The following is a 26,836-nucleotide window of genomic DNA, read 5'->3' as shown; positions in this document are numbered from 1 at the left end:
GTGCGATAAGGCTAGCGAGGCACAACGCCAACATAGGGCATCCCGTTACATATCGCCCCTTGGGCAACGAGACTCCTGCCGAGATCGATCTACAGCGACTCGCACGCTCCATAACCACAAATAGCAAGAGGGAGGCTTTCGCCTCCCTCTTCAAACACGCTGATATTCAGGCAACAGGATTAGTTGCTCTTCATCCAGATGTCCATGTCGGTTTTCAGGTTGTCGGACTTGGTACCGAAGATGGCTTGAACGCCGGAACCAGCCACTACCACACCGGCAGCACCCAGCTTCTTCAGACCAGCCTGGTCAACCTTGGCAACATCTTTCACGCCAACACGCAGACGGGTGATGCAGGCATCCAGAGAAGCGATGTTCTCTTTACCACCGAAGGCGGCAACCAGAGCAGCAGACATCTCGTCTTTGCCTTGGCCAACGGCCTCTTCAGCAGTCTCGTCTTCACGACCCGGGGTTTTCAGGTTCATGGCACGGATAACGAAGCTGAATACCACGTAGTAGATAGCAGCGTAAACCAGACCCAGACCAACCAGCAGCAGCATGTTGTCGGCACGCGGTGATTGCACCACGAAGTCGATGAAGCCGTTGGAGAAGGTGTGACCGTGTACGATACCCAGAGAGTTGGTCAGCACATAAGCCAGACCAGCCAGTACAGCGTGTATTGCGTACAGAACAGGAGCGATGAACAGGAAGGAGAATTCAATCGGCTCGGTGATACCGGTCAGGAAAGAGGTCAGGGCAGCAGAGGCCATGATACCAACGATCTTGGCGCGGTTTTCCGGCTTGGCAGCGTGAGCGATGGCGAACGCAGCAGCAGGCAGACCGAACATTTTGAACAGATAGCCACCAGCCAGTTGACCGAAGCCGTTACCGGCAGCGCGGGACGCGTCATCAGCAGTCAGGAAGCAGGTCATGATACCGTGAACAGTTTCACCGGCACCGTTGACACAGGTACCCGCCTGATAGAAGAACGGTACGTTCCAGATGTGGTGCAGACCGAACGGGATCAGGGAGCGCTCAACCACGCCGTAGATACCGAAGGCCAGTACCGGGTTCTGGTTGGCAGCCCAGTCAGAGAAGGCACCGATGGCGCCACCCACTGGCGGCCAAATCACGGACAGGATCACACCCAGACCGATGGAGAGGAAACCGGTGATGATGGGTACGGCACGTTTGCCCGCGAAGAAGCCCAGGTACTCTGGCAGCTGGATCTTGTAGAAACGGTTGAAGGCCCAGGCAGCGATACCACCGGCCAGGATACCACCCAGCACGCCGGTTTCGATGGTTTCAACACCCATCACAGGTGCCATGACCTTCAGGGTTGCGACCATGATGCCGTAGCCAACGATGGCTGACAGACCGGATACACCGTCGTTATTGGTAAAGCCCAGAGCAACACCCACTGCGAACAGCAGGGCCATCTGGCCAAATACAGAACCACCGGCTTGCTCCATCAATTGGGAGACAATTTCCGGCATCCAGCTGAAGTGGGCAGCACCCACCCCCAGCAGAATACCTGCGACTGGCAAGACTGATACTGGCAGCATCAGCGCCTTACCAACCTTTTGCAGATTAGAGAAAGCATTTTTGAACATTGTGTGCGCTCCTGAATGGATTGTCGTCCCTGAACGATCTATCTGGATGAAATAAGCACTGATTCATTCAGATATCTTCGAGTCGGGCTTGTTTATTTTGACCATCAGAATATAACCCAGCGGGTCATAAATTGCTGCTTTCGAAGGCGGGGGAATATTGAATTTGGAGGGAAGATCACAACTTGTTTAGCGGCTAAAAAACGCATCTAATATAAGTTAAAAATGTGCATTATCACTCTATTACAAAAACATATAAATAGCAGTTTCACTTTGTATTTTAATAATACAATTCACATCAAACGGCAACTCATTGTAACCAAATGTAACGGTGTTATTTTTACTTATTACAGTCTACCGATTAAAAAGGCCTCCAACAAGGGAGGCCTCAATAAATATATCTGACCAGTAAATGGTCGTATTACTCTATTTTTGCGACCGCTTGACCGCATCAATAAACACGCTTTTTGCTTTGGTTGAACCAGCCCGTTCAGCCTCGTTCACCAGCTTCATCGCCTTGTCGATATCCCCCGCCTTGACCGCTTTTTCGATCTGACTCTGATAGAAGGTTTCAGTTTCACTCAACATGGCAGGAGCAGGTTTGGCAACTACCGAGGCACTGGTTGCGACAACCGCAGTTGCAGCAGGGACGACCAGCTTATTAGGAACCACTTCCACAGTTGAGCGTCTCGCTTGCTCTTTTATCTCATCAGTACCAATTGCATACGCTGGTTTGTACACATTTCCACCTCCTTTTCCTGCGCTAAGGTCTACAACAGAGAAACGGATAACCCCCCAAGGCGAATGTGGAATAACTGGGTCCTTGATGCCGTAATCATTGACAACCTTTGCTTTGGCCATCAACTTGGCATCACTGGGGATCGTTAGGGTCTCACTCAATCGCGATTCATCTGTATAGATAAGCAGGTAGCTCTCATTGTTCGGATTACCGATGTGACTACGGTCGACGGTAAAGGTTCCACTAACAGCATTCCCACTGATCAATCTCGCTGGGTCATACCTAAAAACGTTCCGACCCATCGTTCGGGTGACCTGAAAACGCGAGTCCAACATAACCACGACTGGCTCAAACATAGTCTGATCGATGATCCCTTCGACAGTGATACTGAGGTCACCAGAATGAGTAGGGAGACGATAAGCAGCAAAATAACTCTTGCCTTCAGAAAACGCATACACGGGAGAATTTGCATCAATGGCGGCTAGCTGAGATGTCCCAGGCACCATATCAACATACGGGATATTCGCAAAATCCTTGCAACACGCTTTAGCCAAATCCAGAGATTGCATGGCACGTTCTCGATCCGTAACGGCTGCTTTGAACCCTTTGGTTGGAGAGAGCTGTGCTTCGAGCGAGGCACACCCGCCCAACAACAAAGAGCCTAGCAAAACGACTGCGAGCTTGGTGTTATACATGATTCGACGCATCCATTAACAGAATAAACAAAGAAGCCCCCGACAAGCGGGGGCGTGACTATACAAGCATTTAATACACCTATTACCACCAAGCTTCTGCTTGCACACCGACGGTGAAAGCATCATCTTGCGGAACTCCATTGGAGTCTTTTTCAAGTGCACCGTCTTGCTGCAGGTAGCTAGCAAAAACCCGAATTTCCGGACGAGCCCAGTAGCCACGGCCAGCAGACCATGCCTGCGCGATAGTGTATTTACTACCTTCGGTAGACTTTTCTGCACTATTTTTAATCTTCTCATTATCCTTGAAGTAACCCAGCTCAAGGTAGGTCTTCATGGTATCAGTCCAGTTATAGGCAGGACGAACAACTACAGAGAAGGTATCAATGTCTGCGAGTTTTTTGTTAACGTAAACGTCATTGGCTTCACCATAGACCAGTTGATGGCCAACTTCGAAGTTACTTGCGCCCAAAGCGATGACACCGTGGTTGATTGCACGGAAACCTTTCCCATCACCTTGTTCGATAACCAAACCGTTTCCGTTACCAGCACCGTAACCAGCAGCTTGATTGGCCAAACCGCCACTCATGTACTGCAGAACTGTCTTATTAAAGCCGCCAGACAGACCCCAAGTCAGCTCTGCCGTACCCATTTGCCCATCTTCTGCATCATAACCAAGTCGAGCTTTCTGATCGTCAGTGACATTTGCTTGCGCAAAATCGTAACCCAGTTCCAAGCTGGCGTCTTTCCACAACGGGATACCAGCATAACGAACATCCAAAGTGTTGGTATCAACACGCTCTTTACCTGCTTTGAACTCAGCACTGGTATCAGATTGAATCAACGCAACAGATGCCTTACCAGGGCCAATGTTCACATTTTCCAGACCACCACCGATACCAGACACATCCCAGTAGTAGAAGTCACTAAGATGAATATCGTGGCGCTGATAGTAGCGCTGACCAGCCCAAAGGGTCTCGCCACCACCAAACAGATTCTTGGCCTGAACGTTAAATTGGCGACCTGCAATGTTGTCATTCCATGTGCTCTTGGCTGAATCGTCATCACCAAAAGCAATCATTGAGTCAACATAAAATGAAATATCATTTTTATTGTATACTTCTTGGCCAAGCTGAATTTCGCCGAAAACGTTTTTCTCGTTACCAAGACGACCAACTTTTTGCTGGCTCAGGGTCTGCTGACCGCCATTGTCAGAAACACCAAAACCACCACGCATATAACCGTGGAAATCTACGGCAAAGGCGGCTTGGGAAGCCAGGGCGGCAGTAACAGCTGCTGCAATCGGGAGCCACTTCATTTTCATTGTCATATTCCTTATTTCCCGCAGTGAGGAGTGTGATCCTGAATATTCAACTTCTTATCACCATGTAATCCTGTTGGTGATAACCGAGGTTGATTATAGGGAGCGTATTTCACGACAAATATGAAGCGACTCACAAAATGGCGACAAATCGCTCGGCAAACGATCTCTACAACACCAGAAAGCAAAAAACCGACCTGATAAGCAATAGAAAACCAATAAAACCACAAGACAAGCAATTATAGCAAACCTGAAAGCGTTACCAGCAATTAATTTGCGACTGAACCAAAGTCATTATTTTACGATCGAATGACAAAAACATGACTGAGATCGCTTTCAAGATTGAACTTTTATTTGGACGACGGGTCTGCGGTACGCTTGAAACCATTACGCCGATGGAATGCCAAAAGGGGAAAATATCCCTCCGCCACTATCGACAATAAGAGTGGAAAATATGCTTGCTGAGTGAGATGACATTTGTGCAAATAACAATCCCCTGCCGGTTAAGGAGCAGGGGATTGATATGGCTCTATTTCAGAGAATATTCAGGGCTGAATATCCCACTTTTTCAGCCAGCTGAGTGCCACCTGTTCGGGTTCATCGTGCACGGTGGCATCCAGCTCCAGCGGGGGCATCACTCGCGTGGCGCCCAGCTCTTGCAGCAATCCGTCCAGCCGACGGCCCGCGCCACAAAAATGGTCATAGCTGCTGTCGCCCATGGCAATCAAGGCATACCGCAGCCCCTTGAGCCAGGGCGCCTTGTCAGCCAGCTCGCTGGCAAAGGGCTGCAGATTGGGAGGAATGTCCCCCTGTCCGGTGGTGGCACTGACCAGCAATAAAAAACGGCCGGGGTCGATGTCCGCCAGCCGTGCTTCTTCGTGCAGAGAACAGTGATGCCCCTTGCGTTCCAGCTCATCTGCCAAGGTCTCGGCCACCAGCATGGCTGCGCCATAGACAGTTCCTACCACGATATCAATCTGCGCCATTTTCCTCTCCCTGCTTGAGTCACTCTTTTGAGCAACTCTATCAGCAAGCTGGCGTCAGATGCCACCGGTTCAAGGCTGAGGCTCAGGCGCTTAGTAGTCGCTCTCGCTGGCGGGCCAGCCCAGCTCGGCAAACAGGCGCAGCACATCCTGACCGAGTGGCGCCTGGATCCGCATCGGCACCTTGAGCACCGGATGGGTAAAGCTCAGGGTGCGGGCCACCAGCAGCAGCCGTTCGCAGCCAAAGTGCTCGCGAAAGAAACGGTTGTGACGACCATCCCCATGGGTGGTATCCCCGACGATGGGGTGGAACAGGTGATCCATATGGCGGCGCAGCTGATGCTTGCGGCCGGTCTTCGGGAACAATCTGACCAGACTGTAACGACTGGTGGGGTGCTTCTTGGAGACTGCATGGGGCAGCTCGACCTGATGCAAGCGCCGGAAGGTAGTGACGGCATCCTGCGCCGGGCGATCCGGGTTGCTCATGGCATCGGCAATCTTGTCCAGCTGCTCCTTGAGGGGATAGTCGATCACCCCCTGCTCGGGTGCCCAACCGCGCACCAATGCCAGATACTCCTTGTGCACCTGACGCTGGGTAAAGGCTTCGGTCAGCGCGCGGGCAATCACCGGATCGAGCGCAAACAGCAGCACCCCGGAGGTGGGCCGATCGAGGCGATGCACCGGATAGACATGGCGACCGCCGATGAGATCCCGGGTCATCTGCATGGCAAAACGGGTCTCGCCCTTGTCGAGCCAACTGCGATGCACCAGCAGACCGGACGGCTTGTTGACCGCCACCAGCCACTCATCCTGATAGAGCAGAGTCAGCTTCAGGTCACTCTCTTCTCGAGTTTGCGCAGGCATCATTGTTCGATCACTTTGCCGGAAAGCAGCAGATCGAAGCGGGCGATCAGGCGCAGCAGCGCTTCTGCCTCGGCCAGATCCTCTTTGTAGACTTCGCTGGCCATGGGATAGAGGGAGACGCTGGTGGGCAACGGCGCCTGCAACATCACCAGCTGCTCCATGCGCGGGATCAGCACGAACTGCAGCCACTGATCAAAGCTCAGGGTATCGACACAAAAAGGCAGGGTGCTTGCCAGGGCTTCGTCACCGGGATGGTCAGCTTGCCAGCGCTCAAGGCGCTGCAACTCGGCGGTGAGTTCCCCCAACAGGCCAGCTACCAGCAAATATTGATTCATCTCGCTCTCTTCCTCATAACCACAAATTGATCCGCCGACCCGACAGGGTCAGCCAGGATGCCGATACATTCAATCGCGCAGCACCGGCGATTCAGCCGACTCATCGACATACACGGCAACCAGCGCAGCCTGCCGCCTTTAAAAAAGGGCGATACTATACACCTCCCCCCGCATGGCTGCCATGTTGATATCTGCCGCAACGTGCGTCTGCTGCCACTGGCTATCCTCGGCAAGGGCCTTATAATCGGCCCGCATCACCATTAGCCGGATCTCACCATGTCTGCGACGCCTACTGCCATCAATACCTTGACCGAATTTCTGACTCAGGCTGGCACCCAGTTCCAGCTGTTTGACATGGGCCGCCAGGTGCGGCCACTGGCAAGCGACACCTTTGTCCGCATCGAACAGCAGCAGGAGCCCTACCCCTGGCCGCTGCAGCAGCACGCCTGGCTGGGTGTGCACTTCTTCCAGCCGAGCGAGTCTCGCCACTACCTCTGGTTCCTCAAGTTTGCCCTCGATGAGCGCGGCCTGCTGATGTCAAATGGCCCCAAGCTGTTCATGGATCAGGTGGTGGAGACCCTGGGCTACAAGCTCACCGGCGATCTGGATGAAGAGAAGGCCCAGCGCTTGGCCGACAATCCCTACACCTTCCGCCCGGCGGAGGCAAAAATGGCCAGTCTGCACGCCAAGCTGGCGCGCCAGCTGGAGCAGGCCCCTTCCGCCTATTACGATGCCCTCTGCCACTATCTGGCCGCCCCCAACGACACCGGTTGGCAAACGCTGGGGCTGCAGGGCTTTGCCGATCTGGCCGAGCGACTCCATGATGAGCGCAATCTGGCGCTGATCTGCAAGGCGCTGCCCAAACTACCGCAAGAGCCGCTCTATGCCCTCTGCCAGAGCCTTGAAAACGCCCCGCTGCCGCCAGCAGTACAAGGCGCCCTGCTCGAGCGGATCGGCAAGGAGCAGGAGTGCGCCGCCCCCAACCCGGAGACCCTGGCCTACCTCTGCCGCGCCATGGCCTCCTGTCCCGGCAGCTCTTTGCGCACCAACAAGCTGCTGACCCTGCTGCAAACCCAGCCGAGCCCGGCGCTGCTGCTCGCCATTGCGGGCCGGCTCTGGCCCGACCTGAAAGATGCCAATCTGCTCAGCCACTATCTGGAACAACTGGCACTGCAACCGACCAGTTCTTCAATCAGGTTTTTGCCGAGTTGGTCACTTTACCGGCCCTGCGCAATGATATGCTGGCCAGACTGCGTGACCCCAACCGCAGCGATGCGCTGGGCAAGGCCATCGGCCGTCTGTTTGCCTCGGCCTGATCCCTCGCCTCCCCCTCACGCCACGAGGCAACACGGCGGGAAATAGAAAAGGAGATCGGGAGTGCCGAGCAGGACTCCCGGTTATCGACATCACGATAAGGAAGCCCGCCTATGGGAGAGATGCTCGGAATTTTGTTGCTGATTGCCGTAGCCGGCCTGTTCTGGCTGCAACGCCAACAGGCAGAAGTGGCCTGGCAATACATGCGCCGCTACTGCCAGCACCATGATCTGCAACTGCTGTCACTGGCCCGCAACCGGCGGGAGCTGGCCCGCAATCCCCTGCGGCTGCTGACCCACTATCAGTTTGAATTCTCCAGCGATGGCGAGAGCCACTATCAGGGCACCCTCAAGATGCAGGGGCTGCACGTCGTGGGCGTTGATCTGCCACCCCATCGCATCCCCTCTGCCTGATCCCCAATCTCGTCTCTGCGCCCGATGGCTGTGCCTGTCTATAATCTCAGGGATTAAACAAAGGGAGAGACGAGATGGAACCCCTTGTCCACGATCTGCCAGCCCTGTTTGCCCAGCTCGGGATGGCCAACGACGAGCTGAGCCTGCACCGCTTTGTGCACGACCATCACCTCGACAATGAGACCCTGCTGCCGGAGGCCGGTTTCTGGAACGCCGCCCAGGCCAGCTTTCTGCGCGACGCCCTGTGGAACGACTCCGACTGGTGTGAAGCGATCGACCAGCTCGATGTGATGCTGCGCCAGCCCCGCTAAGCCGCCCTTTCCTCCCCTGCCGGCTTTGGTTAAGATCCCGCCCCGATATCGATCCCCCCTTCTCACCCAGAGCATGCTTATGTCCGCCCACGAGATCATCCGAATTGCCAACGAGCTGGCCGCCAAGGGCCTGACGCCCACCACCGCCATGATCAAGGCCCGCCTCACCCAGCCCGTGCCGATGGCCGAGCTGTTGAAAGTGCTGAGCCAGTGGAAGCAGCAGCCCGTCGCGACCGCCGAGAGCGAAAGTCTGCCCGAAGCGGCGCCCCAACCAGCACCGGCGCTCACCCTGCAGCAACTCGCCGAGCAGCTCGCACGCATCGAACAGAAGGTGGATCGTCTGACCGACCTGCTCCTCCAGCAGGGACAAGGCTGAGCCATGTATATCGTCGAACTCTGCTTTGAGTGTTACCGCGATACCTCCCTTGGCGAAGCCGAGCGGGCCATCGTCAACTACCTCGACATGCTGCGTTATCAGGGCCAGATCCTCGGGCGGGAGTTCCCCACCAGCATGCATGAAGGCTATTTCGTCAGTCGGGTGGTCTGTCCGGAGCAGGATAGTTTGCATCCGGACAACCAGAGCGATCAGGTCAAACTGGCTGAGCAGCAGCTCAACCAGGCCGGGCTGCTGGCGGCCGAAACTGCAGCTGCAGGGGGCGGATCTACTATCCGACAGCACAGATCCTTGCGGCCAGCAGGGCGAGCGGCCGAGCTGGATGATGCTCTACACCAGCTTCCTGCACACCTGCTCGCCGCTGCGCTGTGGCGACCACTTCGCCCCCATTCCGCTCTACCAGCTGCCCGCAGTCGCCAACGGCGATCAGAAGCAGATCATCAAGTGGCAGGAGGATTGGGAGGCGTGTGATCAGTTGCAGATGAACGGCTCCATCGCCGAACATGCGGCGCTGCACGAAATCGGCGAAGTGGGCAGCCGCCTCTACCGGCGCGGCAGCGATCTGGCCAAACGGCTGGAAGTGCTGAGCGGCATCCCTACCTACTACTACCTCTACCGGGTGGGCGGGCTGAGCGCGGCCGAGGAGAAGGCGCGCCCCTGCCCCAGCTGTGGCGGTGAGTGGGCGCTGGCAGAGCCGCTGCACGAGATCTTCGACTTCAAGTGCGACAGCTGTCGCTTGGTCTCCAACCTCTCCTGGGATTTCAAGGATTAATCGCGTTCCCTGTACGCGATGCCATAAAAAAGAGCCTTGCCGCATGGCAAGGCTCTTTTCGTTCCGATGGGTAACCATGGCTCGAACAGGTGCTATTGCGGCAACGTCTCCAGCCGCTCCAGAAACGCCGGTAGGGAGGGAGCCAGCGTCAGACGGCGGCCAGAATCGAGCCACTCCAGCCACACCTGACCACTCTCGTTATCCAGCGAGATGAGCGTCATCTCGTTGCGGGTGGTGGCAATAAAGATGGAGGGGGTTCGTTTTAGCTTGCGCAGCATCAGCAAGTGGCCGATGAGGTTCTCCTTGAGCAGGTCGAGATCTGTGTCGTTCCATGGCAGGATCAGTTCAAGGCGCAGCCCCTTGAAAAGGCAGGGGATGGGGCGACTGAACCAGTGTCCGAACAGGGCGATAGCGCTGGGATGAATTGTCAGCTCGAGGGCATCGGCCATGGCTGTAAAATCGGCGGATTCGGGGCGATGGTGAGGACGCCAGGCAACCCGACCATCGGCGGGCTCACCAAGCAGGCTGGGGGAACGCCAGTCCGCCTCCCACTCGCACAGGGGCAGGCCTCGTCTGGCCTCGCCATCCCGTTGCCAGCGGGCAAAAAAGTGCTCCAGGGCAGACAAAACTTGATCCGACATCGAAAATCCCCACAATTGCTGGCAAAGTCCGCTATTGCACCACCAAACCCGGTAACAGACAAGGTTGCTAGCCGACCTAGTGACCCGGGAAACAGAACCCGGGATACAGAGAGGCCGACGCCCAAGCCAAACGGCTGCAACCATCCGGCCCAGCAATGGCCCGTTTCATTCCACTCATCATTACGTGAGCAACCCTGTGAGCAAACAAGATAGATACGCCGGGGCCAGCGCCCTGACCGGCCTGAGTCTGGGCCAGCAATCCGATTACATCAGCCAGTACACCCCCGCCCTGCTGCAGCCGGTTCCACGTAGCCTGAACCGTGATGATCTCAAGCTGGGCGATGACCTGCCCTTTAGCGGTTGCGATGTCTGGACCCTCTATGAGCTCTCCTGGCTCAACGCCAAGGGCAAGCCGATGGTGGCGGTGGGTGAAGTAGCCATTCCGGCCACCAGTGCGAACCTGATCGAATCCAAATCCTTCAAGCTCTACCTCAACTCCTTCAACCAGACCCGTTGCGACTCTATAGAGGCAGTCGCCGCCATGCTGACCAAGGATCTGAGCGCCTGTGCCGGTGAAACCGTCAAGGTGACCCTGTTCCCACTCGACAAGGCGCCGCACCAGATTGCCCAGCTGCCCGGCGAGTGCATCGACGAGCAGGATATCGAGGTAGACAATTACGAATTTGATGCGTCCCTGCTGCAAGGGGCAGCCGGTAGCGATCAGGTAGAAGAGACCCTGCACAGCCACCTGCTCAAATCCAACTGTCTGGTGACCAGCCAGCCGGACTGGGGCTCTGTGGTGATCCGCTACAAAGGGCCGAAACTCGATCGGGAGAAGCTGCTGCGCTATCTCATCTCGTTTCGCCAGCACAACGAGTTCCACGAGCAGTGCATCGAGCGGATCTTTATCGACCTCAAGCACTATTGCCAGCCTAAGCAGTTGACCGTCTATGCCCGCTATACCCGCCGCGGCGGCCTCGACATCAACCCGTTCCGCTCCGATTTCGAAGCCGTGCCCGCCAACCTGCGTCTGATCCGCCAATAAAGTCGAGTTGCGACAGAGAGGGCAGTCGCACTGCCCTCCATGACTGGCAAAAAGGTTTCAATCGATGCTTTATGCAGCTGGGATAAGGGGGCTGGATAATAAAATCCAGACGAAACCCACTTGCCGGCCACCAGCAAACCACAGTAAACGCTGGACTCGCAGGGGGGGGCTTGGATAACATGCCAACACCTCTGCGCCGTCCTTAATCCAATGAATCAACTGTTTTTTCTGGCCATGATGATGTCCTCCCTGTCAGCTCCGAATCTGGATCTGGACAAGGAGCAACTCTCATCGATCTGCAACAAGCGCAATCGATGGTACTGACCGATCCTGCCAGATGCGTCCAGATCACCACCGCCTTCCTGACGCGCGCAGCCAATAATCCCCAGCAAATCATCAGCAATCGCCAGGAGTTCGGTTATCGCGAACCCATCCTGAGTTACAGCACGGCGGCCCAGACAATAGGCGCCCATCTGCTCAAAGGGGAGTGTCTGCTGCAACTGGGTCAATATCAGGCCACCCAGCAAGCGCTCGACAAGGCGATGGCGCTGGCAGACAAAGAGCGGCAACCGGAACTCAAGGCCCACGGCCTCTATCTCAAGATCCGCAGTCAGGCCCTCAAACCGGATAACCAGAGCACCAGCCGCGCCCTGATGGATCAACTGGACGAACAGCTGGCCGTCCCCACGCTCAAGCAGAGCCAGCTGCAGATTTATGGCCGCCTGCAACGCACCAGCTACGACATCGAGAACCAGCACTTCGATGATGCCAAGGCCCACTTGGCAGATGCGCGGATCTGGGCCGCCAAGACCCCCAATCCTCTCGCCAGTGCCTGGGTCAGCGCCATCAGCGGCGATCTTTATCGCGCGCTGCAGCAGCCACAACTGGCGCTGGGGGAATATATCGATGCCCAGCAACAGGCCAAAAGCCTCAATGACCCGCTCTTTCTCGGCCTGCTGTCGAACCAGATAGTCAAACTCTACCAGCAGGAGCAGGAGCCCCAGAAAGCGCTGCAGTATGCCAATGAGGCGGCCAATTACTTCCACTCCATCGGCAACCCCTCCCTGCTGTGCGACTCCCTGATGGTGCTGGCACGACTCAACCGCGAGCAGGGCGACCTCAATATGGCGCTGGTCTACTTCTTCAATGCGCTGGACCTGCTCGATGAGGGGAGCAACCGACCACAAGCCTCCCTGCTCAAATATGAAATTGGCAAAACCTACCTGCAAAGCGGCAACCTTTCGCTGGCCAGCAACTACCTCAATGCGGCCCGTCAGTCTCACGAACTGAGCGATGCCAAAGAGCCGCTGATCGATACCCTGCTGCTGCTCGGCGAGCTCTATCTGAAGAAGCAGGAGGCCGCCATCGCCATCCTGCAGTTGGAGAACGCCCGCGCGCTGGCCAATCAGCTCGGTGATACCCGCCGTCAGTACGAGGTATTCCGCCTGTTGTCGCTGGCCTACGAGCAGAAGGGGTATCTGCGTCAGGCTCTCGACAGCTACAAGCGCTTCCACCGTCTTGGCGAAGAGGTGCGCCAGCAGGAGCAAGCCATGGAGCAGGCGGCGATCCGCGACAACTATGTCCAGGTCGAGCGGGTGCAACATATCAAGGAGCTGGAGCAGCGACTTAACAACAGCCAGCACCAGCAGGAGCGCTATCTCTGGTCGAGTATCACCACCAGCCTGCTGTTGGCGCTCTTTATCTACCTCTTCTTCACCCTCTGGCTAAAGCTGCGTACTGCCCGCCTGCAACTGAAACGGACCAATGAGGCCCTGCTGATCGAGCCACGCTCGGGGCTAGCCAACTGGCAGCGTCTGATGAACCGCTGGCCGAGGGAGATGGCAAAGCGCCAGCTGAAATCGGATCGCTGGTACCTCAGTGAACAGCCCTCCAGCGAGTTCGATGACAAGCTGCACTATCTGCTGTTCCGGGTGCCCTTTCTGGTCAACACGCTGGAGCGCCACGGCTATCAGGCCAGCAGAGAAATCGAGCAGGCCTTTGGTGCCTATATGGACACCCTGACCCCGCAAGATGGCCGTATCTATGACTTGCGTGAAGGACACATGCTCTATGTGGTGCCACAGCGCCACGTGACCAACCTGCATCAACTGGCGGGAGACCTGCTGACCGCCATCGCCGCCTTCCCTTGCAACTATCCGCTGGATCGCCGGATCAGCCTCGGGATTGTCAGTCACCCCTTCCTGCCGAAAGCGGCGACCGCGCTCGATCACAATGGCCTGTTTGACCTCTGCTATCTCGCCCTGTCGGGAGCCATTCAGCTCAGTGAAAAATGCCAGCAAAACGCCTGGTTGGAGCTGGCGGCGATCGATTGCCAACAAGCGGCATTTTTTAATGGAGATGTGTGGCAATGCGGCCTGATGGCAATTGACAAGGGACTGGTAAAAGTCAATTCTTCTCATGAAAAGCAATGGGTTAATTGGCCCAGCCTTGCAAGGAAGCCGGCAGCCGATAACCATCAGGAAATAATGTAGATAACAGGCGAGGATCGAAACCAGGTTCGACCACTGTTGCTATCCAACACCAAAAACAATAATGACAACAGGGCGACCTGATAATGAATGACATCGCTGCCGTAGCAGGACAATTGGCAAGACTCAGGGAATCCCTTCAGCAGAAACAGCTGGAACTCGACGGCGTGCTGTCGTTTTCCGATGCAGAGCGTGCTCGCGGCATCCAGTTTATCAACAAGTTGATGCTCTCCTGCCGTGGCTTCGACCGCGAGCTGGACAATCGCTTCGCCAAGCTCAAGCAGAAACTGGATAACAATCCCGCATTTACCTCGCTGGACGCCGACCTGCTGGCCATTGAAAAATTGCTGCAGCAGCACAGCAATGCGCTGGAAGAGTCGATCACCCTGACCCAGACCGCCATCGATCTTGGTTCCAAACAGCTGAAAAACATCAAGGGCTTCCCGGAAGAGACCCGCAAGTCCCTCAAGGAATTTCTGGCAAGTCCCGCCGGTTACGGCATTGCCGATCACCAAAAGAAGGTGATCAAGCTGCTGGAGTTCTACCAGCAGGCGATCAAGATCCAGCTGCTGCCAAGTCAGCCCCTGTTGGCACCGTCAGGTGCAACTCAACAAGAAAGCGATACTGCCAGCAACGATGGCCAGCCCGATGTCGACCCGTTTGATCTCAAGGATCACGCTCGCATCGCCGATGAGCTGCAGCGGCTTATCACCGAACTCGACTTTGCAGGCGCCATCGGCGAGAGCCTGAGCGATATTCGCCGCCAACTGCTGATCGGGATCAACCCTGCCCTGCTGGCGGAAACCTGCCTGCAGGTGATCGAGCTCATCATCGAAGGCACCCGTGAGGAGCGCAAAGCCTCCCGCGCCTTCCTCAGCTCCCTCAACGAGAGCCTCTCCGCGGTACATGTCGGCTTTACCGAATCCCTCGATGAGGGTCGTGCGCTGCAAAACGAAACCCGAGAGACCCGCGAGGCACTGGTCAACGAGTTGCAGGCGATCGATCACTCTCTGGCCAGCCATAACTCCATCGATGCGCTCAAGCGCGCCATCTCCGGCCATATGGGCGCCATCAACCTGCTGCTTCAAGAACGGGAAAGTACCGCAGCACGGGAACGTCACCTGCTCACCCGCCTCTCCACCATGGAGTCCAAGCTGCGCTTGATGAAGGAGGAGACCGCCGAGTACAAGAAGCGGCTGACCATTCAAAAACACAAGCTGTTCCTCGACAGCCTGACCCAGGTACACAACCGGGCTGCCCTCGATGAACGGCTGGAGCAGGAGTACAAACGTTGGCTTCGTTACCGCACTCCGCTCTGCATGGCGATCATCGACATCGATCACTTCAAGAACATCAATGACAACTACGGCCATATGGCGGGTGACAAGGCGTTGAAAGTAGTCGCCAAGGCGCTGCAGAGCGCGCTGCGTGACACTGATTTCATCGCCCGTTTTGGTGGAGAAGAGTTCGTGGTGTTGCTGCCCAACATCAACCCGGACAAGTTCCAGAAGCCGCTGGAGACCCTGCGCCAGACCATCAAGAGCATCCCGTTCCGTTTTCGCGATGCCAAGGTGGAGATCACCATTTCCATCGGTGCAACCCTGTTCAAGGATGGGGACAACCCATCAGATGTGTTCGAGCGGGCGGACAAGGCGCTCTACCACTCCAAGCACACCGGTCGGGATCAAGTGACACTGGCCTGACAAGCGGCTAAAAAAACAGCGAACAGTCATCGCCCTATTTCCCTCCACCCTCTGTTACCACTACTATCGATCTCAGGGGATGCAACATAGCGTCCCCTTTTCTCCCCAGGGAAAAACACAACGATAACAAGTGAGTAAAGGGGAACCTATGATTACGCACATCAATCCCGTTGGCAGCATGGATTTGCTGTCACAGCTCGAGGTGGATCGCCTCAAGCAGACTGCCTCCAGCGATATCTATCAACTGTTTCGCAACTGCTCGCTGGCAGTGCTCAATTCCGGTAGCCATACCGACAGCTCCAAGGAGATCCTGGAGCGCTTCAAATCGTTCGATATTCATGTGATCCGGCGCGAGCGCGGGGTCAAGCTGGAACTGTTCAATGCCCCCGAGCACGCCTTTGTGGATGGCGAGATCATTCGCGGCATTCAGGAGCACCTCTTCTCGGTGCTGCGCGACATTCTCTATGTCTCCAACCAGCTTGAATCGAACCGGCTGGTCAACCTCACCAATTCGACTCATATCTCCAACGTGGTGTTCGCCATCCTGCGCAACGCCAAGGTGATCCTGCCTGGCGCCGATCCCAACCTGATCGTCTGCTGGGGTGGCCACTCCATCAACGAGATCGAGTACCAGTACACCCGCGCAGTGGGCAGCGAGCTGGGTCTGCGCGAGCTCAACATCTGTACCGGCTGTGGCCCGGGTGCCATGGAGGGCCCGATGAAGGGGGCCGCCGTCGGCCATGCCAAACAGCGGGTGCGCAACGGGCGCTACATCGGCCTGACCGAACCCTCCATCATCGCGGCCGAACCGCCCAACCCCATCGTCAACGAGCTGGTGATCCTGCCGGATATCGAGAAACGGCTGGAAGCCTTCGTGCGTCTGGGCCATGGCATCATTATCTTCCCGGGCGGGGTCGGCACCGCCGAAGAGCTGCTCTATCTGCTCGGCATCATGATGCATCCGGCCAACGAGCGGCAGCCGATGCCCATCATTCTGACCGGCCCGAAAGAGAGTGCCGACTACTTCCGTGCCATCGACGACTTCATCAAGGCGACCCTCGGTGAACCTGCGACCAAGCTCTACCGGATCATTGTCGGCGATGCGCCGGAAGTGGCCCGGGTGATGAAAGAGGCGATGCCGAAAATCCGCGAATACCGCAAATCGGTCGGCGATGCCTACTCCTTCAACTGGTCCCTCAAGATTGAGCCGGAGTTCCAGCTCCCCTTCGAACCGGATCACGCCAGCATGGCCAGTCTGGATCTGCACCGCAACCAGCCGCCCCAGTTGCTGGCCGCCAACCTGCGTCGTGCCTTCTCCGGCATCGTGGCCGGCAACGTCAAGGAAGGGGGCATTCGCGCCATCGAGAAGAAGGGCCCCTTCAAGCTGCACGGTGACAAGGAGCTGATGCACCTGATGGACAAGCTGCTGGAGAGTTTCGTCAAGCAGCAGCGGATGAAGCTGCCGGGCAGCCAGTATGTGCCCTGCTACGAAATCGTCCGCTAGGGTACAGATACATCATCGAAAGAGGGGCGCATAGGCGCCCCTCTTTGATTGGCGCTATGCCTTCCCAACCGCCATCAATCCCCCATAAGGCGAGCGGTTTGTTACAATGGGGCGTCCCGACCGCCAAGAGTGCCCCATGTCAACTATCCGGCCACACCTGCTCATCATCGATGCCCTCAACCTCATTCGCCGTCTGCACGCGGTACAGGCCCAGCAGGCACTGACCCCTGCCCAGGCGCTGGTTGCAACCCGCGCCAACCTTATCAATACCTGCCGCAAGCTGCTGGCCAATAGCGAGCCGACCCATGTCATTGCCGTGTTTGATGGCGAGGTGCATAGCTGGCGCAAGGAGGTCTATCCGGCCTACAAGGAGGGGCGAACTCCCATGCCCCCCGAACTGCGTGAAGGGCTGGCGACCCTGCAGGATGCCTTTTGGGAGTGCGGGGTCGATGCCCTGCTCTCCGAGACAGATGAAGCGGATGACCTTATCGCCACCCTCGCCTGCGGCATCGCCAGCCACGGCCATCAGGCGACCATCATCTCCACCGACAAGGGCTTCTGCCAACTGATCTGCCCGCAGATCCGGGTGCGCGACTACTTCAACAAGCGCTGGCTGGATGCCGCCTTCGTCCAGCAGCAATATGGGGTAGCCCCTGCTCAGCTGGTCGACTTCTGGGCCCTGACCGGTATCAGCGGTTCCAATATCAAGGGGGTTCCGGGGATCGGCCCCAAGACCGCCACCCAGCTGTTGCAGCAATATGGCAATCTGGCAGCCATGCTCGGAGCCTGCCAGCAAGAGGACGCCGCCAAGCCACTGATCAAGCTGCGCCAACATCAGGATGAGGCCCTGCTGGCCCAGCGGCTGGTGCGCTTGCAGCGGGATATTCCGCTGGGATTCAACCTGCGGGACATCCGCTACCCGCCCCAGCCAGACTAAAGTGCCGAACAAAAATGCAGGCAAGGGCGTGAACCATGACGAGACTCACCCTCGCTGTTGATAAAAGTGAGTAGAATGTAAAGGAATGTGGTTGGTTTGCTGAGTAAATGCTATAAAGCAGCCCCATCCTCCCCTATACCCTGGAAGTGGAACCCTCTCATGTCCAAAAGAAAAATTACCGTGATCCCCGGCGACGGCATTGGCCCCAGCATCATTGAATCAGCCATCCAGATCCTGACCCATGCGGGCTGTGACTTTGAGTACGAATACGCTGATGCGGGTCTGGTTGCCCTCGAGAAGCATGGCGAGCTGCTGCCCCAGGCTACCCTGGATCTGATTGAGAAGAACAAGGTGAGCCTGAAAGGGCCATTGACCACCCCGGTCGGCGGCGGTTTTACCTCCATCAACGTCTCCCTGCGCAAGAAATTCAACCTCTACGCCAACGTGCGTCCGGTCATCTCCTTCAAGGGCACCAGAAGCCGTTACGACAACATCGACATCATCACGGTACGCGAAAATACCGAGGGGATGTACTCGGGAGCAGGTCAGAAGCGCAGCGATGACAACAGGAGTGCCGAGGCGATGAGCATCATCACCCGCGAAGGGGCCGAGCGCATCGTCAAGTTCGCCTTCGAGCTGGCCCGTCAGGAAGGGCGCAAGAAGGTCACCATCATCCACAAGGCGAACATCCTCAAGTCGACCTCCGGCCTGTTCCTCGAAGTGGCACGTGAAATCGCCAGCCACTACCCAGATATCCAGAGCGAAGAGATGATCGTCGATGCCGCCTGCATGAACCTGGTGATGTACCCGGAGCGTTTCGATGTCATGGTCACCACCAACCTGTTCGGCGATATCCTTTCGGATCTTTGCGCCGGTCTGGTTGGCGGCCTTGGTATGGCGCCCGGCGCCAACATCGGCGATGGCGCCGCCATCTTCGAAGCGGTGCACGGCTCGGCACCGGATATCGCAGGCAAGAATATCGCCAACCCGACCTCGGTGATCCTAGCCTCCATCCAGATGCTGGAGTACCTCGGCATGCAGGATAAAGCAGAGCGGATCCGCGAAGCAGTACGAGCCACCATCGAATCCGGTGATCGGGTCACCCGCGATCTGGGTGGCACGGCTTCCACCAGCGAATTCACCCAGGCCATCATCGATCGTCTGTGAGTTAATTCATTGATTTTAAAAGGGAGCATCTGCTCCCTTTTTTATATTTCCGAATCCTTTGCCACTCCCCGAACAGCAACTATGTTCAATAGAGAAGAAGAACAGGGAGTGTCTTTCATGAAGGGATACGGGTGCTATCTGGTTTCGGGTCTGATGCTGGTTTGTGGTACTGCCAGTGCTTTCGAGCAGGATCAACAGACCCAAACCGCCAAACTGCCACAGCAGGAAAAACGGACTGCCACCGAGGTATGGCGCTCGAGCCTGAATACCAACGACCTGCTCAAGGCACCCAAACCCCTGTCGTTTGGTATTGAAGTCTCCACCGACAACTTTGGTAATCAAAAGATCACCTCCTACCCGCAGCTTAATCTGACCCCGGAAAAGAGCGTCAGTCTGTCGGTTGAACGCTTCAGACCCAAGGTCAAGTTCAAGGCTGGCGGAATGAACACCGCCCTCAGGCTGAGAGGAGACGGGATAAAGATGCAATTCAATCCGGTCGACAAAACCATCCCGCTACAGATCGAGATCAAGGTGACCGACGACGAATCCTCTCTGCGCCTCGATTACCGTTTCTGATATTTTCCGGCAGCCGAATAGCAAAAGGCCGACAGGTTTCCCTGTCGGCCTTGGTATTTATCGTACGGGCAGAACTGCTACATCACGCCTTGGGCTCGAGTTTGGAGACCCAGTACTTGTTGTAAACATGCACGGTGATCTCTTCCCGATCGTGATAGAGCTGCTTGGCCTGGATCACGAACGCGTTGTCGATCTCCTTGAGCATCTCGCGCAATACCTCGATATTGTGCACCGACTCGGCATAACGCTTCTTCATCGGCAGCTTGAGGTTGAACATCGCCTCCTGGCAGTCACCCTCACGGAACCAGTCCGCAATCATGTGAACGACCCGCGCCGGTTTATCGACCATGTCGCACACCAGCCAGTAGGTGTTCTTCTTGCTCGGACGCCAGACGAAACCGTCATCCCGGATATGCTTGACCTGACCGGTATCCATCAGGGATTGGGCCATCATGCCGTTGTCGACCGCCGTCACCATCATGCCACGACGCACCAGCTGATAGGTCCAGCCACCCGGGCAGGCGCCCAGATCCACCGCCTTCATGCCTGAGCAGAGACGCACATCCCACTCTTCCCGCGGCACGAACACGTAAAACGCCTCCTCCAGCTTGAGGCTGGAGCGGCTCGGTGCATCGGCCGGGAAGCGCAGGCGCGGGATCCCCATGTGGAATCCGGAGTTGTTGAACGAGTAGGAGTAACCCAGCAAGACATGATCATTGGCCATGAAGAAGGCGTGGAACACCGGACGGTTCGGCGTTTCCTTCTTGGTCAGGATCTCGTTGCTGCGCAGCGCCTGACGCAGCGGCACGGTGAACTTGCGGCAAAAGGCCGACAGCTCTTTCGCTTCGTTGGTGTCCGCGGTTTCGACCCGCAGATCGCCGCAAATGGTGTAGTCACTCACCGCCTCAAGGATGGGGGAGATCCTGTCCGCGACATCCAGATCCTTCAGCTCATGGGTCACCACCAGCATCTGACGGATGAAGATGAGCTCCCGGAATGGCAGCTTGCGAGCCAGCAGGTCCGCCTGCTCCTCGTCATACAGTTCGAAGATCACATAACCGCTGTCGTCCTTGACCCGGGCGAAACCGTAGCACTGCATGTTACCGGCACGCTCGGTGATCTCTGCAGCCGCCTCTTTCTCAAAACCGGGGCGGCAATAAAGCAGCAGATTATTCATTTTTTCCTCCAAGACGACAGCCAGCCCAGCAGAGGGCCGCCCATCCCAACATAAAACAGAGGCCACCGGCCGGGGTAATCAACCCCAGCCCCTTGCTGCCAAGCAGCACCATGGCGTAAACACTGCCGGAGAATCCGATGATCCCCAGCACAAAAGCGGTGCCAGCCAGGTGGATCACCTTGCTGCGCACACCACACCAGCCCAGAACCAGCAGGGCCAATGCGTGAAAAAACTGATATTGCACGGCGGTATTGAATGCCGCCAGACGCTCGGGCGTAATGCCGGTCGCCGCCAATCCATGGGCGCCATAAGCCCCCAGCATGGTGGCCGTCAACCCGAAGAGACCGGCCAGTATCAGCCAATGTCGATGGATACTCATCCTGACTCTCCTTCTGTAATTCCCCGATACGTCAAACCGGCACCGGCACAACACCAACGAATTGCCGTATCCGGCTGGCGGCCTGTTGCAGATTATCCTGCTCGCAAAGACCACTGCTCTTTCTCGGCTTGAAACCATGATCACCATCGGTCAGCCAGTGGACCGATACGGCGGATGAGAAAGGAAAATCGGCCAGTTCGACGCGAGAACCGAAAGTGTCGCGCTCCCCTTGCAGCAGCAGGGTCGGCGTCTTGATCTGCTTGAGAACCTCGCCCCGCCAACGGTCGGGCCGAGCCGGGGGGTGGAAAGGATACCCGAGAATGAGCAAACCTGCAGCATTCATCTCGCAATAGATCTCGTCACTGATCTCGGCCGCCATCCGCCCGCCCATCGACTTGCCCGCCAGAAACAGCCGTGGATGGGCAAACTCGCGGATCATGTCGCGCCAATGGGCTAGCAGCACAGGTGCTCTGTCCGGCGGGCGGCGCTTGCCATCCTGTGCACGCTTTGTCATGTAGGGAAAGTTGAAGCGCACCACTTCGATGTCGGGGCCAGCCAGCAGACGTGACAACTCGGTAAGAAAGGCATGATCCATCCCCGCGCCTGCCCCGTGGGCCAGCAAAATGCGAACGGGGGCATCAATTGCCCCCTCGCGGATTACATCAGGCATCGGCGAGCCTTGCCCTGCGACGCGCCTCTTCCTGCTCCACCAGCTCCAGCATCCAGTCGCGGAAGGCAACGATCTTGCCCTGATCCGACTGTTGCTCCTGACACACCAGATAGAAAGCATTTTTGCTCACCAGCACCTGCTCGAATGGGCAGATAAGGCGGCCGGCCTCAATCTCGGGTTGTGCCAGCACGCTGTGGCCAAGCGCCACCCCCTGGCCGTGGATCGCCGCCTGGATCACCATGGTGGAGTGGCTGAAGATGGGCCCCTGATTGACGTTGGGTGCATCGATATCGAGCTGGCGGAACCAGGCCTTCCAGTCGCGGCGGGAGGTATCGTGCAGCAGGGTATGAAGAGTCAAATCTTGCGGCGTACGCAACGGTTTGGGCCCGGTCAGCAGCAAAGGGGAACAGACCGGGATCAGGTATTCGGTATGCAGCTTGTCCGAGCGCAGACCCGGCCAGTTGCCGCGGCCGTAGTAGATGGCGACATCCACATCGTCGGTAAGCGACCCTTCATCGAGGTCAACCGCCTTGATCCGTACATCGATATCAGGGTGGCGCTCGCTGAACTTGACCAACCGCGGCACCAGCCACTGGATGGCGAAACTCGGCTGCAAACTGACAGTCAACGCCCCCTTGGCACTGCGGGCCAGCAGCTTGTCGGTCGCCTCAGAGATGGAGGCAAAGATGTCCTTGATATCCAGGAAATAGCCCTGCCCCTCTTCGGTCAGCAACAAGGAGCGATTTTTGCGGCGGAACAGCTTGATGCCAAGATACTCCTCCAGCGCCTTGATCTGGTGACTGATGGCAGCCTGAGTCACAAACAACTCTTCTGCTGCGCGGGTAAAGCTTAAGTGACGAGCCGCTGCTTCAAAGGCCTTGAGGGCATTGAGCGGGGGTAAACGACGAGACATGACACCAGCCGACGATGAGTTTTTCTAATGGGGCGCATTATAATTTGTCGGTTGCAGGTCGACCAGTGAATAAACATAATTCGCCCAGCAATCAGTCGTCATATGGCTCACATTTTCTACTACGTGTTGGTTTACATGTGTTTTTAGTGAGTCTTTCGACTGCGATTGTGGTGTTGTGTTTCTTCCTCTGCGGGAAGAGGGGCTCAAATCTCACCGGTTTGACCCAGTCTGTCATCTGAATGTGTTTGGCGCCTCCAGCTGGATGGCGCCTTTTTTCATCCCTTCTATACCTTGAACTGCCCCACCAGCTGCTGCTGCTTGTCCGCCAGCGCAGAGAGCTCGCGACCATTTTCGGCGGAGGTCGCCGCCTCGGCCCGAATGGTGTGGCTCACATCGCGAATGTTGCTGACGTTGCGGTTGATCTCGTCCGCCACCCGGCTCTGCTCCTGCGCCGCCCGGGCAATCTGCTCGTTCATCTGATGGATGGTGGAGACCGACTGGATAATCTGCTCCAGCACCTGTACCGAGAGATCTACCTTGGCAAGCGTCTCGTCAGCCTGACCATGACCATCTCGGATCGCCTTGACCACGGCGCCGGTACCGGATTGCAGTTGGCTGATCAGAGTCTGGATCTCGACGATGGCATTCTGGGTGCGACCGGCCAGATTACGCACCTCATCGGCCACCACGGCAAAGCCACGACCCTGTTCACCGGCCCGCGCAGCCTCGATGGCCGCATTGAGCGCCAGCAAGTTGGTCTGCTCGGCAATACCCTGAATCACGGTGAGAATATCGTTGATGTTGTCGCTGTTGGCCGAGAGCCGCTCCACCACCGGCTGGGCATCGTTGATGATGGTCATCAGCTTGCGCATCGCCTCCTGGGTGTCGGCAACGACATATTTGCCCTCTTGCGCTGCAGCGTCAGTGGTGTTGGCGGCCGCCACCGCCGAGCCGGCATTACCGGAGACCTGCAACGCCGTGGCGCTCAGCTCCTCAAATGCCGTCGCCACCAGATCGATCTCCTGATACTGGGCCTGCATGCCACTGCTGGTGCGCTCGGCCACTTGCGCGGCTCGCTCGGCACTGTTGCGCGTACCGGAGACGGTATCAATCACCTGACTGATGGTGGATTGCAACTTGTTGAGGAAGCTGTTGAACCACTTGGCCAGCTCGCCGATCTCGTCTTGCCGCTGGATCTCGATACGCTGGGTCAAATCCCCCTCACCACTGGCGATATCCTTGAGGCGGGCAACTACAGCGCGGATGGGCGCCACAATCTGGCGCGCCATCAACCAGATAAAACTCAGGGCCACCAGCGAGATCAGCACCCCGATTGACAACTGCGAAACCACGCTGCGATTGGCCTCACTGGCCAGCTCATCTTGCAGTTGCTGGGCCGAGGCCAGCACTACGGCCCGTGGCAATTCAATGTAGATGCCCCATTTACGGTCGGTGCCACGCATGGATACCGGGACAAAGGTCTGCAACAGGGTGCCATCGCTGCTCCAACGAGTCAGCTCCTGACCCTGACTGAGCCAGCCTTTCAGCTCGCTGGCCAGCCCCTGATACTTCTGATCCAGCCCACGCCCCATGGTCACATCGAACTCATCGGCTCCCGCCACGCGCCCCTCGTGACTGACCAGCAAGATTCTGCCCTTGCCCTCATAGAGCTCCTTGTCCATGGTGCTGACCAGACTCTGCAAAGTGGCCAGCGAGATATCGACCCCGACCATCCCCAGCAAGGTCTCCTGCTCCAGTAGCGGGACCGTCACCGAGGTCATCAATATCTGTTTATCGCCCACATCGTCCAGATAGGGCTCCAGCAGGCAGAGGGCACGGGTGCGAATGCTGCAGCGATACCACTCGTTTTCGATTCCACCTGCCTCGGTCGGGCTCTCATCGGCCAGTACATCCTCATTCTGCACTTCCGGCTCTATCTTGCCGTTGTCATAGGCCCAGTAACTGGAAAAACGCCCCTTGTCGTTGGAACCCAGCGCCGTTGAGCCCTGATAATTGCTGTCTTCCCCATCCAGCTGGTCAGGCTCGAACACCGCATAGACACCAAGCAGATTGGTCGATGAGGCAACGGCATCGTGCAGCTGCTGATTGACGGCGCTGCGCAGCGCCTCCGAATGGACAAAGTTCTCGGCCGCATTCTTGCGCTGGAACAACACGCTCTCTGCCAGCAAACTGGCGCGGAAATAGGCCTCATCGAGATAGCTGGTTACCTTGGCCGCCTGCTCCGAGCCCATCGCCTTCATCCAGTTTTCGGCAGACTGCTGCGCCTCGTGCATGGTGGCTTGCCGCACCTGCTGTTGCATCTTGTTCGCGTTGTAAATCGAAGAGGCAACCAGAGCGGCGGCTGTCACCAACAGACAGCAACCGGCGATCAGGGTAATCCGACCCTGGACAGAAAGAGCGCTCATGCCAATATTCCTACGTCATACAGATATGGATAGATTATCGACTTTATAAACAAAAACTTAACTCCCTCACAGCAAATCCAGCGAGAGTTGATTAACTTCACCCTCTTTTGGCAAACCCACCACCAAGCCCAGCAGGCGAACCGAACGCCCTTGTGCCCGCTGTAGCCCCTCTTTGAGCAGGGGAACGAACAAGGCTGGCTGATAGCCACCCTGACTGCGATAGACGGTGGTCTGGTGGAAGTCGGCAAACTTGAGTTTAATCCCCTGCCCCATCACCTGCTCGGCAGGGCACGCCAGCTGAAATCGCCGCTCAAGCTCCGGCAACAGTTGCTGCAATACCGTCAGGCAGGCGGCTTCGTCACAAACATCGCTCGCCAGGGTGGTCTCCACCCCGATGGTTTTGCGGATCCGGTGCGCCTGCACCGGCTGTTCATCCAGCCCCCAGATCCGGGTCGTCAACATCTCCCCCAGCTTGCCAAAACGGCTGCACAGCTCTTGTGCCGACAAGGCCCGCGCATCCTCACAGGTGTAAAGCCCCTGAGCCTCCAGCCGCTCGGCAGTCTTGCGCCCCACCCCGGGCAGTTTGCCGAGGGGCAACTGGCAGACAAATTCGGCCACTTCGTCGGGACGAATGACAAACAGACCATCAGGCTTGCGCTGCTCCGAGGCAAGCTTGGCGAGAAACTTGTTGGGAGCCACTCCGGCCGAGGCGGTCAATCCCAGTTCGGTGACGATGGCTTGCCGGATCTCTTGCGCCATCAGGGTGGCGCTACCGCCACAACAGCGACTGTGGGTCACGTCGAGGTAAGCCTCGTCCAGCGACAGTGGTTCAACCTGATCGGTATAGCGGAGGAAAATGGACCTGAGCTGACGGGAGATATCCTTGTACACCGCCATTCGCCCAGGGATCAGTACCAACGGCGGGCAGAGTTTTTTCGCCAGTGCGCTCGGCATGGCGGAGCGCACCCCGAATCGGCGCGCCACATAGTTGCAGGTCGAGATGACGCCGCGCCGCTCGGAGGCCCCACCGATGGCGAGCGGCACCTCCCGCAACGCCGGATTGTCCCGCATCTCCACCGCGGCAAAAAAGCAGTCCATGTCGATATGGATGATCTTGCGCATACTACTGTATAAATAAACAGACATGGCACCATCTTACCCCAAGGATAACCCCAGCTCTATCTCTCTCGTTGCGGCTAAAATAGTAGACTCCAAGGAGACCTTTACTACCACAATGACAAGGAGCGTTCGGGATGAAATATCTTTGGTTGGGACTCTGTTTGCTACCGTTGACCGGCATCGGCAAGAACAACCCGACGGCAGAGTGCCGCTGGCTGTACGACCGGATTGAGATACTGGAACAGGCTATCAAGAAAGGAGACAAGCTAGGCACAGAGCAAGAATTGGCACGCTGGAAAACTGAGTACAACAAAAAACAGTGCTCACAGTACGACTACTGAGCCG

23 protein-coding genes and 3 pseudogenes are annotated in these 26,836 nt (G+C 57.1%); 13 read left to right on the top strand and 13 right to left on the bottom strand.

The window, feature by feature from the left end; all coding sequences use genetic code 11:
• Window positions 1-179 precede the first annotated feature (179 nt).
• The 6 genes from ptsG to ACTG2O_RS08940 form a co-directional block, all read right to left on the bottom strand.
• The gene (gene ptsG, locus ACTG2O_RS08965) at window positions 180-1,610 is read right to left on the bottom strand and encodes a PTS glucose transporter subunit IIBC (protein ID WP_005338586.1); all 1,431 of its coding nucleotides are present in this window, start codon (window positions 1,608-1,610) and stop codon (window positions 180-182) included.
• 423 nt (window positions 1,611-2,033) lie between these two features.
• Window positions 2,034-3,041, bottom strand: a complete 1,008-nt coding sequence (locus ACTG2O_RS08960) for a MalM family protein (RefSeq protein ID WP_019445216.1) — start codon at window positions 3,039-3,041, stop codon at window positions 2,034-2,036.
• A gap of 82 nt (window positions 3,042-3,123) precedes the next feature.
• Complete coding sequence (lamB, locus tag ACTG2O_RS08955; RefSeq protein ID WP_019445215.1) at window positions 3,124-4,362, bottom strand: maltoporin LamB; 1,239 nt, start codon at window positions 4,360-4,362, stop codon at window positions 3,124-3,126.
• 542 nt (window positions 4,363-4,904) lie between these two features.
• The gene (locus ACTG2O_RS08950; RefSeq protein WP_019445214.1) at window positions 4,905-5,345 is read right to left on the bottom strand and encodes a flavodoxin; all 441 of its coding nucleotides are present in this window, start codon (window positions 5,343-5,345) and stop codon (window positions 4,905-4,907) included.
• Window positions 5,346-5,435: 90 nt separating this feature from the next.
• Window positions 5,436-6,209, bottom strand: coding sequence for a tRNA pseudouridine(65) synthase TruC (truC, locus tag ACTG2O_RS08945; protein ID WP_019445213.1), 774 nt, complete (start codon window positions 6,207-6,209; stop codon window positions 5,436-5,438).
• Window positions 6,206-6,541: a YqcC family protein gene (locus ACTG2O_RS08940; protein ID WP_005338596.1), complete on the bottom strand. Its 336-nt coding sequence runs from the start codon at window positions 6,539-6,541 to the stop codon at window positions 6,206-6,208. Before ACTG2O_RS08940 ends, truC begins: the two co-directional genes overlap by 4 nt.
• Window positions 6,542-6,817: 276 nt before the next feature.
• Here ACTG2O_RS08940 and ACTG2O_RS08935 point away from each other — a divergent pair.
• The 5 genes and pseudogenes from ACTG2O_RS08935 to ACTG2O_RS08915 all read left to right on the top strand — a co-directional run bounded on the left by ACTG2O_RS08935 (window position 6,818) and on the right by ACTG2O_RS08915 (window position 9,745).
• Window positions 6,818-7,857 (top strand): annotated as a pseudogene (locus tag ACTG2O_RS08935) (DUF3549 family protein).
• 111 nt (window positions 7,858-7,968) lie between these two features.
• Window positions 7,969-8,268 carry a DUF3301 domain-containing protein gene (locus ACTG2O_RS08930; protein ID WP_019445210.1) on the top strand — a complete coding sequence of 100 codons (300 nt, stop codon included), beginning with the start codon at window positions 7,969-7,971 and terminating at the stop codon, window positions 8,266-8,268.
• Between the two features lie 74 nt (window positions 8,269-8,342).
• A complete protein-coding gene (locus ACTG2O_RS08925) occupies window positions 8,343-8,579 on the top strand; it encodes a DUF2789 family protein (protein WP_005338602.1) in 237 nt (78 codons plus the stop codon).
• Window positions 8,580-8,658: 79 nt separating this feature from the next.
• Complete coding sequence (locus ACTG2O_RS08920) at window positions 8,659-8,955, top strand: DNA-binding protein (RefSeq protein ID WP_005338604.1); 297 nt, start codon at window positions 8,659-8,661, stop codon at window positions 8,953-8,955.
• A 3-nt stretch (window positions 8,956-8,958) separates the two neighbouring features.
• Window positions 8,959-9,745: pseudogene (locus ACTG2O_RS08915) on the top strand (Zn-ribbon-containing protein).
• 92 nt (window positions 9,746-9,837) lie between these two features.
• Here ACTG2O_RS08915 and ACTG2O_RS08910 read toward each other — a convergent pair.
• Window positions 9,838-10,386: a SecY-interacting protein Syd gene (locus ACTG2O_RS08910; protein ID WP_439975624.1), complete on the bottom strand. Its 549-nt coding sequence runs from the start codon at window positions 10,384-10,386 to the stop codon at window positions 9,838-9,840.
• Window positions 10,387-10,582: 196 nt separating this feature from the next.
• Between ACTG2O_RS08910 and queF the strand changes: the two genes are divergently transcribed.
• From queF to ACTG2O_RS08875, 7 genes and pseudogenes are all read left to right on the top strand, one after another.
• Complete coding sequence (gene queF, locus ACTG2O_RS08905) at window positions 10,583-11,431, top strand: NADPH-dependent 7-cyano-7-deazaguanine reductase QueF (protein WP_236315790.1); 849 nt, start codon at window positions 10,583-10,585, stop codon at window positions 11,429-11,431.
• A gap of 210 nt (window positions 11,432-11,641) precedes the next feature.
• A pseudogene (locus tag ACTG2O_RS08900) lies at window positions 11,642-13,923 on the top strand (tetratricopeptide repeat protein).
• Between the two features lie 83 nt (window positions 13,924-14,006).
• Entirely contained in the window at window positions 14,007-15,623 is a 1,617-nt protein-coding gene (locus ACTG2O_RS08895) for a GGDEF domain-containing protein (RefSeq protein WP_019445907.1), read from the top strand.
• 148 nt (window positions 15,624-15,771) lie between these two features.
• Window positions 15,772-17,127, top strand: a complete 1,356-nt coding sequence (gene ppnN, locus ACTG2O_RS08890; protein WP_019445906.1) for a nucleotide 5'-monophosphate nucleosidase PpnN — start codon at window positions 15,772-15,774, stop codon at window positions 17,125-17,127.
• A gap of 136 nt (window positions 17,128-17,263) precedes the next feature.
• A complete protein-coding gene (xni, locus tag ACTG2O_RS08885; RefSeq protein ID WP_439975623.1) occupies window positions 17,264-18,064 on the top strand; it encodes a flap endonuclease Xni in 801 nt (266 codons plus the stop codon).
• A 159-nt stretch (window positions 18,065-18,223) separates the two neighbouring features.
• Window positions 18,224-19,231 (top strand): isocitrate dehydrogenase, encoded by a 1,008-nt coding sequence (locus ACTG2O_RS08880; protein ID WP_439975622.1) that lies wholly within the window; start codon window positions 18,224-18,226, stop codon window positions 19,229-19,231.
• Between the two features lie 117 nt (window positions 19,232-19,348).
• A complete protein-coding gene (locus ACTG2O_RS08875; RefSeq protein WP_005349721.1) occupies window positions 19,349-19,807 on the top strand; it encodes a hypothetical protein in 459 nt (152 codons plus the stop codon).
• An 82-nt stretch (window positions 19,808-19,889) separates the two neighbouring features.
• Here ACTG2O_RS08875 and rlmM read toward each other — a convergent pair whose 3' ends face one another.
• The 6 genes from rlmM to dinB form a co-directional block, all read right to left on the bottom strand.
• Window positions 19,890-20,984 (bottom strand): 23S rRNA (cytidine(2498)-2'-O)-methyltransferase RlmM, encoded by a 1,095-nt coding sequence (rlmM, locus tag ACTG2O_RS08870; protein ID WP_005338617.1) that lies wholly within the window; start codon window positions 20,982-20,984, stop codon window positions 19,890-19,892.
• Window positions 20,977-21,363, bottom strand: a complete 387-nt coding sequence (locus ACTG2O_RS08865) for a DUF423 domain-containing protein (protein WP_439975621.1) — start codon at window positions 21,361-21,363, stop codon at window positions 20,977-20,979. Before ACTG2O_RS08865 ends, rlmM begins: the two co-directional genes overlap by 8 nt.
• A gap of 31 nt (window positions 21,364-21,394) precedes the next feature.
• Entirely contained in the window at window positions 21,395-22,033 is a 639-nt protein-coding gene (locus ACTG2O_RS08860; protein ID WP_439975620.1) for an alpha/beta fold hydrolase, read from the bottom strand.
• Window positions 22,026-22,946, bottom strand: coding sequence for a transcriptional regulator GcvA (locus ACTG2O_RS08855; protein ID WP_005338622.1), 921 nt, complete (start codon window positions 22,944-22,946; stop codon window positions 22,026-22,028). Before ACTG2O_RS08855 ends, ACTG2O_RS08860 begins: the two co-directional genes overlap by 8 nt.
• A 284-nt stretch (window positions 22,947-23,230) precedes the next feature.
• Window positions 23,231-25,372, bottom strand: a complete 2,142-nt coding sequence (locus tag ACTG2O_RS08850) for a methyl-accepting chemotaxis protein (RefSeq protein ID WP_181269140.1) — start codon at window positions 25,370-25,372, stop codon at window positions 23,231-23,233.
• Window positions 25,373-25,438: 66 nt separating this feature from the next.
• Window positions 25,439-26,494: a DNA polymerase IV gene (gene dinB, locus ACTG2O_RS08845; protein ID WP_107682458.1), complete on the bottom strand. Its 1,056-nt coding sequence runs from the start codon at window positions 26,492-26,494 to the stop codon at window positions 25,439-25,441.
• A 131-nt stretch (window positions 26,495-26,625) separates the two neighbouring features.
• Between dinB and ACTG2O_RS08840 the strand changes: the two genes are divergently transcribed.
• A complete protein-coding gene (locus ACTG2O_RS08840; protein ID WP_005338629.1) occupies window positions 26,626-26,832 on the top strand; it encodes a hypothetical protein in 207 nt (68 codons plus the stop codon).
• Window positions 26,833-26,836 lie beyond the last annotated feature (4 nt).

This window comes from Aeromonas sp. 61P, assembly GCF_051919545.1.
Lineage (GTDB): Bacteria > Pseudomonadota > Gammaproteobacteria > Enterobacterales > Aeromonadaceae > Aeromonas > Aeromonas veronii.
Note: the sequence above shows the minus strand (reverse complement) of the source record. Positions and strands in the feature narration are given on the sequence as shown.